Annotated in this window: 8 protein-coding genes; all 8 read right to left on the bottom strand. The window is 55.0% G+C overall.

Features of this window, described 5'->3' with window-relative positions; genetic code table 11:
• A partial coding sequence (gene rpoS / locus AAH450_RS18605; protein WP_342911542.1) for an RNA polymerase sigma factor RpoS occupies positions 1-750 on the bottom strand: 750 nt, incomplete at its 3' end.
• A 50-nt stretch (positions 751-800) separates the two neighbouring features.
• Positions 801-1,955, bottom strand: a complete 1,155-nt coding sequence (gene nlpD, locus AAH450_RS18600) for a murein hydrolase activator NlpD (RefSeq protein WP_342911541.1) — start codon at positions 1,953-1,955, stop codon at positions 801-803.
• Between the two features lie 142 nt (positions 1,956-2,097).
• Positions 2,098-2,724, bottom strand: a complete 627-nt coding sequence (locus AAH450_RS18595) for a protein-L-isoaspartate(D-aspartate) O-methyltransferase (protein WP_306210972.1) — start codon at positions 2,722-2,724, stop codon at positions 2,098-2,100.
• The gene (gene surE / locus AAH450_RS18590; RefSeq protein WP_342911540.1) at positions 2,718-3,479 is read right to left on the bottom strand and encodes a 5'/3'-nucleotidase SurE; all 762 of its coding nucleotides are present in this window, start codon (positions 3,477-3,479) and stop codon (positions 2,718-2,720) included. The genes AAH450_RS18595 and surE overlap by 7 nt, the downstream gene beginning before the upstream one ends.
• Positions 3,460-4,506, bottom strand: a complete 1,047-nt coding sequence (gene truD / locus AAH450_RS18585) for a tRNA pseudouridine(13) synthase TruD (RefSeq protein ID WP_342911539.1) — start codon at positions 4,504-4,506, stop codon at positions 3,460-3,462. The genes surE and truD overlap by 20 nt, the downstream gene beginning before the upstream one ends.
• Positions 4,506-4,985, bottom strand: a complete 480-nt coding sequence (gene ispF / locus AAH450_RS18580; RefSeq protein WP_342911538.1) for a 2-C-methyl-D-erythritol 2,4-cyclodiphosphate synthase — start codon at positions 4,983-4,985, stop codon at positions 4,506-4,508. The genes truD and ispF overlap by 1 nt, the downstream gene beginning before the upstream one ends.
• A complete protein-coding gene (gene ispD / locus AAH450_RS18575) occupies positions 4,985-5,701 on the bottom strand; it encodes a 2-C-methyl-D-erythritol 4-phosphate cytidylyltransferase (RefSeq protein ID WP_342911537.1) in 717 nt (238 codons plus the stop codon). The genes ispF and ispD overlap by 1 nt, the downstream gene beginning before the upstream one ends.
• A gap of 3 nt (positions 5,702-5,704) precedes the next feature.
• Positions 5,705-6,025 (bottom strand): cell division protein FtsB, encoded by a 321-nt coding sequence (ftsB, locus tag AAH450_RS18570; RefSeq protein WP_318789716.1) that lies wholly within the window; start codon positions 6,023-6,025, stop codon positions 5,705-5,707.
• Positions 6,026-6,078: the final 53 nt, after the last annotated feature.

The raw sequence follows: 6,078 nt of genomic DNA, 5'->3' as shown, positions 1-6,078 counted from the left end.
CGTGGTATCTTCCGGGCCGTTCTCTTTCTCATCGGCCAGGATGTCCAGCAACGCTTTTTCAGAATCACCGCCTAGTGGCGTGTCGACTGATGTAATGCGTTCGTTGAGGCGCAGCATACGGCTGACATCATCAACAGGTTTATCAAGCTGCTCGGCAATTTCTTCTGCGCTTGGTTCGTGATCTAACTTGTGGGTCAGTTCACGAGCGGTACGCAGATAGACGTTCAGCTCTTTCACGATATGGATTGGCAGACGAATAGTACGGGTTTGGTTCATGATAGCCCGTTCAATTGTCTGACGAATCCACCAGGTAGCGTAGGTAGAGAAGCGGAATCCTCTTTCAGGATCAAACTTCTCTACCGCGCGGATTAACCCCAGGTTACCTTCCTCAATCAGATCCAGCAAAGCAAGACCACGATTGCTGTAACGACGGGCAATCTTCACTACCAGACGTAAGTTACTTTCAATCATACGGCGACGAGAGGGAACATCACCACGCAGAGCACGGCGCGCAAAGAAAACTTCTTCTTCAGCCGTCAACAGAGGAGAATAACCGATCTCCCCCAAATAGAGCTGCGTCGCGTCCAATACTCGTTGCGTAGCGCCTTGTGACAACAGCTCATCTTCAGCTATTTCGTTATCAGCAGGTTCATTTCCGACAAGAGCCTTCTCATCAAAAACTTCAGCTCCGTTTTCGTCGAATTCCGCATCTTCATGTAACTCATTAACTTTCAGCGTATTCTGGCTCATAAGCGGCTCCTACCCGTGATCCAAGGGCAGAACACCCAGGTTCTGCCGGACTATCGCTGCGGTAAATAACGCAGCGGGTTTACGGATTTCCCCTTGTAACGAATTTCAAAATGCAATCTAACCGAACTTGTGCCGGTACTACCCATAGTGGCAATCTTCTGACCCGCTTTCACTTCTTGTTGCTCGCGGACCAGCATCGTATCGTTATGGGCGTATGCACTCAGGTAGTCATCATTATGTTTGATGATAATCAAGTTACCGTAACCGCGAAGCGCATTCCCTGCATATACCACTCGCCCTGAGGCGGTTGAGATGACAGGCTGTCCTCGCGATCCCGCGATATCGATACCTTTATTGCCACCTTCGGAAGCAGAGAAGTTATCGATAATCTTACCGTCTGTCGGCCAGCGCCAGTTACCCACAGGGGTAGTGCTGTTCGTTGTGCTGCTGACGGTCGGGGCAGTAACCGGTGCTGTTGTCGTTGCAACAGTATTTTTACCGGATGAAGGTAACATTTTGCCTTCACTTGGTTTACCTGAATCCTCAGAATACGTAATAACAGGCTGCTGTGCAACCGCTCCGCCTTTGATTTGTGGTGCAGAGGGTTGAACCGCTACACCGCCAGCGTTGGCATCGGCAGCGGTAATTGCATTGCCACCGGTCAGGGTACCACCGGAGCTGTTACTAACCTGCAACTGCTGGCCCACGTTGAGACTGTAAGGCGCGGAGACATTATTTCGCTGGGCTAAATCACGGAAATCGTTGCCGGTAATCCAGGCAATATAGAACAGCGTATCGCCTCGTTTAACGGTATATGTCTCTCCGCTGTAGCTACCTTTAGGAATATTCCCATACGAACGGTTATAGACAATATGGCCATCCTGGGTCACCACATTCTCATTGGCAGGAGCAGAAGCGGCGTTTGAGGAAGCAGAGATGTTCTGCGGAGCGCTTACCACACCGCTGGAGTTTGCCGAGATAGAAGCAGGAGGGGCAATATAACCACCGTTGCCGCCAGCATTGCTGTTGCTGTTGCTGCTGTTAGCGTTACCGGAAGCGCCGCTTAGCATACCGCCGCTGTTGCCTCCGCCAACGGAGCTGATAGGAGCCTGTGTGTTATCGCTGGAACAGCCAGCCAACCAAAAACCAACAAGTGAAACAGCCGCAATTCGGCATAACTTAAATACTGGGCTTCCTGTGCTCATTTAACTCCCCCATAACGGCAAAACTGTGACCACTGCGGCAGCCTGTGAGCGCGCACCCGCAGTAATAAATCGTGAAATGAATAAGATACTACCAACATCGCTGAACAGGTGCTATTTACAGATGTGTGTAATTGCTAACGTCTCAGGCGAGATCGCCCCTCACCAGCGGAACAAAACGCACCGGCTCCACGGTATCAACAATAAACTCACCGCCCTTGCGCCGGATACGTTTTAATTCCTGATGCTCTTCACCCACGGGCAGCACTAAAATCCCTCCTTCATCAAGCTGGGACATCAGCTCAACCGGGATCTCAGGTGGTGCCGCGGTAACGATGATCGCATCAAAAGGCCCACGGGAGGGCCAGCCCTGCCAGCCGTCGCCGTGGCGCGTGGAAACGTTATGCAAATCAAGCTGTTTTAAACGACGCTTGGCCTGCCACTGTAACCCTTTGATCCGTTCAACGGAGTAAACATGTTCAACCAGATGCGCCAGAATCGCGGTCTGATAACCGGAGCCGGTGCCAATTTCAAGGACGCGTGAACCGGGACTCAGCTCCAGCAGCGAGGTCATTTTCGCCACCATATAGGGCTGAGAGATGGTCTGCCCGGAACCAATAGGCAGCGCCATATTTTCCCAGGCCTTGTGTTCGAACGCCTCATCGACAAATCGTTCGCGCGGGACATCCTCAATCGCTTTCAGCAACCGTTCATCGTCAATGCCCTGCTGGCGCAGCTGCGCCAGTAGCGTATCAATTCGGCGGATCACCATTCGTTGCTGACCTCGACACTTTCAAGCCATGACGCCACTTTCTCCTGCGCGGCATGAGCAGTGAGATCGACGTGTAGCGCAGTAACGGAAACATACCCCTGATCCACGGCCGCAAAGTCCGTATCCGGGCCGGCATCCAGCTTCTGGCCAGGCGGACCGATCCAGTACATCATGTTGCCACGCGGATCCTGCTGCGGGATCACCTGATCGCTGGGATGACGGCTGCCACAGCGGGTCACGCGGATCCCCTTTATCTCTGCAAGCGGTAAATCCGGAACGTTAATATTCAGGATGCGACCGGTGCGCAGCGGCGTGCGCATCAACGCACGCAAGATTGAACAAGTCACTGCGGCGGCCGTATCGTAATGCTTAAAGCCGTCAAGTGAGACCGCCAGCGCGGGCAATCCCAGATGACGCCCTTCCATCGCGGCGGCTACGGTGCCTGAATAGATGACGTCATCGCCCAGATTCGGCCCGGCATTGATGCCGGAAACCACAATGTCAGGTTTGGGCTGCATCAGCGAATTAACGCCGAGATACACGCAGTCCGTTGGCGTGCCCATCTGCACGGCAATATCACCGTTAGCATGGGTAAAGGTGCGTAACGGTGTTTCCAGTGACAGAGAGTTAGAGGCACCGCTGCGGTTGCGATCGGGCGCGACTACCTGCACCTCGGCAAACTCACGCAGCGCGGCAGCCAGCGTCTGAATGCCTGGCGCATGGATGCCGTCATCGTTACTCAGCAATATTCGCATCTTCACCTTCTTGTTCGATAATTTCACGCGCCAGTGCGGTGGCAAAACTGCCTGCCGGTAGCCAGAAATTCAGTTCGACGGTGACGTCATCCCACCAGCTCCAGCGCAGGTCACGCGGTTTTACCAACAGGGCGCGACGAGCTGCCTCAACGCGCTCACGCTCAAGCAGTGTAATCAATTCTGTCTCGGCTGCCAGGCTTTGTTGCTCAAAAGCGAGCGCGCTGTGCAGAGTGCCCCAGGCACCGCTGCCGGGGAGCGGCGCGGTAACACGCAGTTCGTCGTTCTCTACCCGCGCCTGCAACGTTGCCAGCTCGGCTTCCTCTGCAACAAACCAGCTTCCACGTCCGGTAAGCTGTAACGCATCGCCCGCCATCACGCTGGCGAAGGTTCCCTGCGCCAGCCTCTCGCTCGCCACCTGATTGAACATTGCGCTGCGGGCGGCAGAAAGCAGGAAGCTGCGTTTATTGCGCTCTTTAACGCGGATCTCGTTTGCCGCCCAGCGGCGAGCCATCAGCAAATTGTTGCCGTTGTGACCAAACCGCTGTTCGCCAAAGTAATTAGGCACGCCAGCCTGCGCTATCAGCCCCAGACGTTGCTCAACCGCATCACGATCTGAGATTTGCCGTAATACCAGGGTAAAGGCATTTCCTTGCAGGGCGCCCGTACGCAGTTTACGACGATGGCGGGCACTTTCCAGTACCTCGCACCCTTCCAGCTGAAATGCAGATAAATCTGGCGTCTCTTTGCCGGGAATACGCAGGCAAAACCACTGTTCGGTTACCGCGTGTCGGTCTTTCATCCCGGCAAAACTGACGTCCCTGGGATGAATACCGGCAAATTTCGCCAGCGCTTCCGCCACGAAACGGGTATTGCAGCCGTTCTTACGAATGCGCACCAGTACCTGCTCGCCCTCTCCATCCGGGCGGTAGCCCAGATCTTCAATGACGACAAAATCTTCCGGGTTGGCTTTCAGCACACCTGTCGCGGTGGGTTTTCCGTGCAGCCAGCTCAGCTCGTCAACGGCCATTACGCTCCCGCCTTGAGGATCAGCGCCACGGCTTCACAGGCGATACCTTCACCCCGGCCGGTAAAACCCAGTTTCTCGGTAGTGGTCGCCTTGACGTTAACATCATCCATATGGATACCGAGATCCTCTGCAATATTGATACGCATCTGAGGGATGTGCGGCAGCATTTTTGGTGCCTGCGCAATAATGGTGACGTCAACGTTTCCCAGACGATATCCCTTTTTCTGCACCTGACGCCAGGCTTCACGCAGCAGTTCACGGCTGTCCGCGCCTTTATAAGCGGCATCGGTATCCGGGAACAGCTTCCCTATATCACCGAGCGCGGCGGCACCAAGCAGCGCATCCGTCAGCGCATGCAGCGCCACGTCGCCATCGGAGTGGGCAAGCAGCCCTTTTTCATAAGGAATACGAACGCCGCCAATAATCAGCGGGCCTTCGCCGCCAAACGCGTGAACATCAAAACCGTGGCCGATACGCATTATGCGCTCTCCTTATTAATTGATTGGGTCAGGTAAAACGCGGCCAGCGCCAAATCTTCCGGTCTGGTGACTTTGATATTGTCGCTGCGTCCCATAACCAGTTCCGGGTGATAACCACAATACTCCAGCGCCGACGCCTCGTCAGTGATCGTCGCCCCTTCCTGCAATGCGCGGGTCAGGCACTCCCGCAACAGCGCCAGCGGAAAAAGCTGTGGCGTCAGGGCGTGCCAGAGCGCTTCGCGATCGACAGTGTGGGCAATCGCCTCTTTGCCTGGCTCTGCCCGCTTCATGGTATCGCGAACCGGCGCGGCCAGGATGCCACCAACTTTACTGGTCGCCATAATGGCGAGCAGGCGGCTGAGATCGTCCGGATGCAGGCAAGGCCGTGCAGCGTCATGCACCAGCACCCAGTGCGCAGAAGAGGCGACGTTCAGACCGGCAAGCACAGAGTCCGCACGCTCTTTCCCGCCCTGCACCACCGAGATACGTGCGTCGCTGGCAATGGGTAAGGCGGAAAACCAGAGATCGTCCGGGCTGATAACCACAATAATGCGGCTGACCGCCGGATGAATCAGCAGGCTCTCCAGCGCATGCTCAAGCAGCGTTTTACCGCCGAGCTTCAGGTATTGTTTGGGACATTCTGATTGCATCCGGCTGCCGATACCGGCAGCCGGGACTACAGCGACAAGCGCCGGAAAGGAGTCTGCGATATTCATGAGTTATCGTTGCTGACTGGAAGAAGCACCCTGCTGCGCGTTTCGTTTATTTTGATCCGGCACAAGGCGATAGAAAGTCTCGCCGGGTTTGATCATCCCCAGCTCGTTACGTGCGCGTTCCTCAATTGCCTCAGAACCGCCGTTAAGGTCGTCGATTTCTGCAAACAGCTGATCGTTTCGCGCTTTTAGCTTCGCGTTGCCGCCCTGTTGCACCGCAACATCGTCTTTAACGCGCGTATAGTCATGTATGCCGTTCTTGCCCAGCCAGAGCGAATATTGCAGCCAGCCCAGTAAAACAAGTAACAGCAGCGTAAGTTTTCCCATCCCCGCCCCCTGAAAAACGGCTCAATCATCCCATAACTTTTCATCTGACTCCA

Origin of the sequence: Erwinia magellanica (assembly GCF_039023495.1) — a bacterium.
Lineage (GTDB): Bacteria > Pseudomonadota > Gammaproteobacteria > Enterobacterales > Enterobacteriaceae > Erwinia.
This window is presented reverse-complemented; position numbering and strand designations above follow the sequence as displayed.

Bases quoted from the DNA above. Each gene is read 5' to 3' on its own strand.
- nlpD (WP_342911541.1), bottom strand. From the start codon at position 1,955: ATGAGCACAGGAAGCCCAGTATTTAAGTTATGCCGAATTGCGGCTGTT.
- AAH450_RS18595 (WP_306210972.1), bottom strand. From the start codon at position 2,724: ATGGTGATCCGCCGAATTGATACGCTACTGGCGCAGCTGCGCCAGCAG.
- surE (WP_342911540.1), bottom strand. From the start codon at position 3,479: ATGCGAATATTGCTGAGTAACGATGACGGCATCCATGCGCCAGGCATT.
- truD (WP_342911539.1), bottom strand. From the start codon at position 4,506: ATGGCCGTTGACGAGCTGAGCTGGCTGCACGGAAAACCCACCGCGACA.
- ispF (WP_342911538.1), bottom strand. From the start codon at position 4,985: ATGCGTATCGGCCACGGTTTTGATGTTCACGCGTTTGGCGGCGAAGGC.
- ispD (WP_342911537.1), bottom strand. From the start codon at position 5,701: ATGAATATCGCAGACTCCTTTCCGGCGCTTGTCGCTGTAGTCCCGGCT.
- ftsB (WP_318789716.1), bottom strand. From the start codon at position 6,025: ATGGGAAAACTTACGCTGCTGTTACTTGTTTTACTGGGCTGGCTGCAA.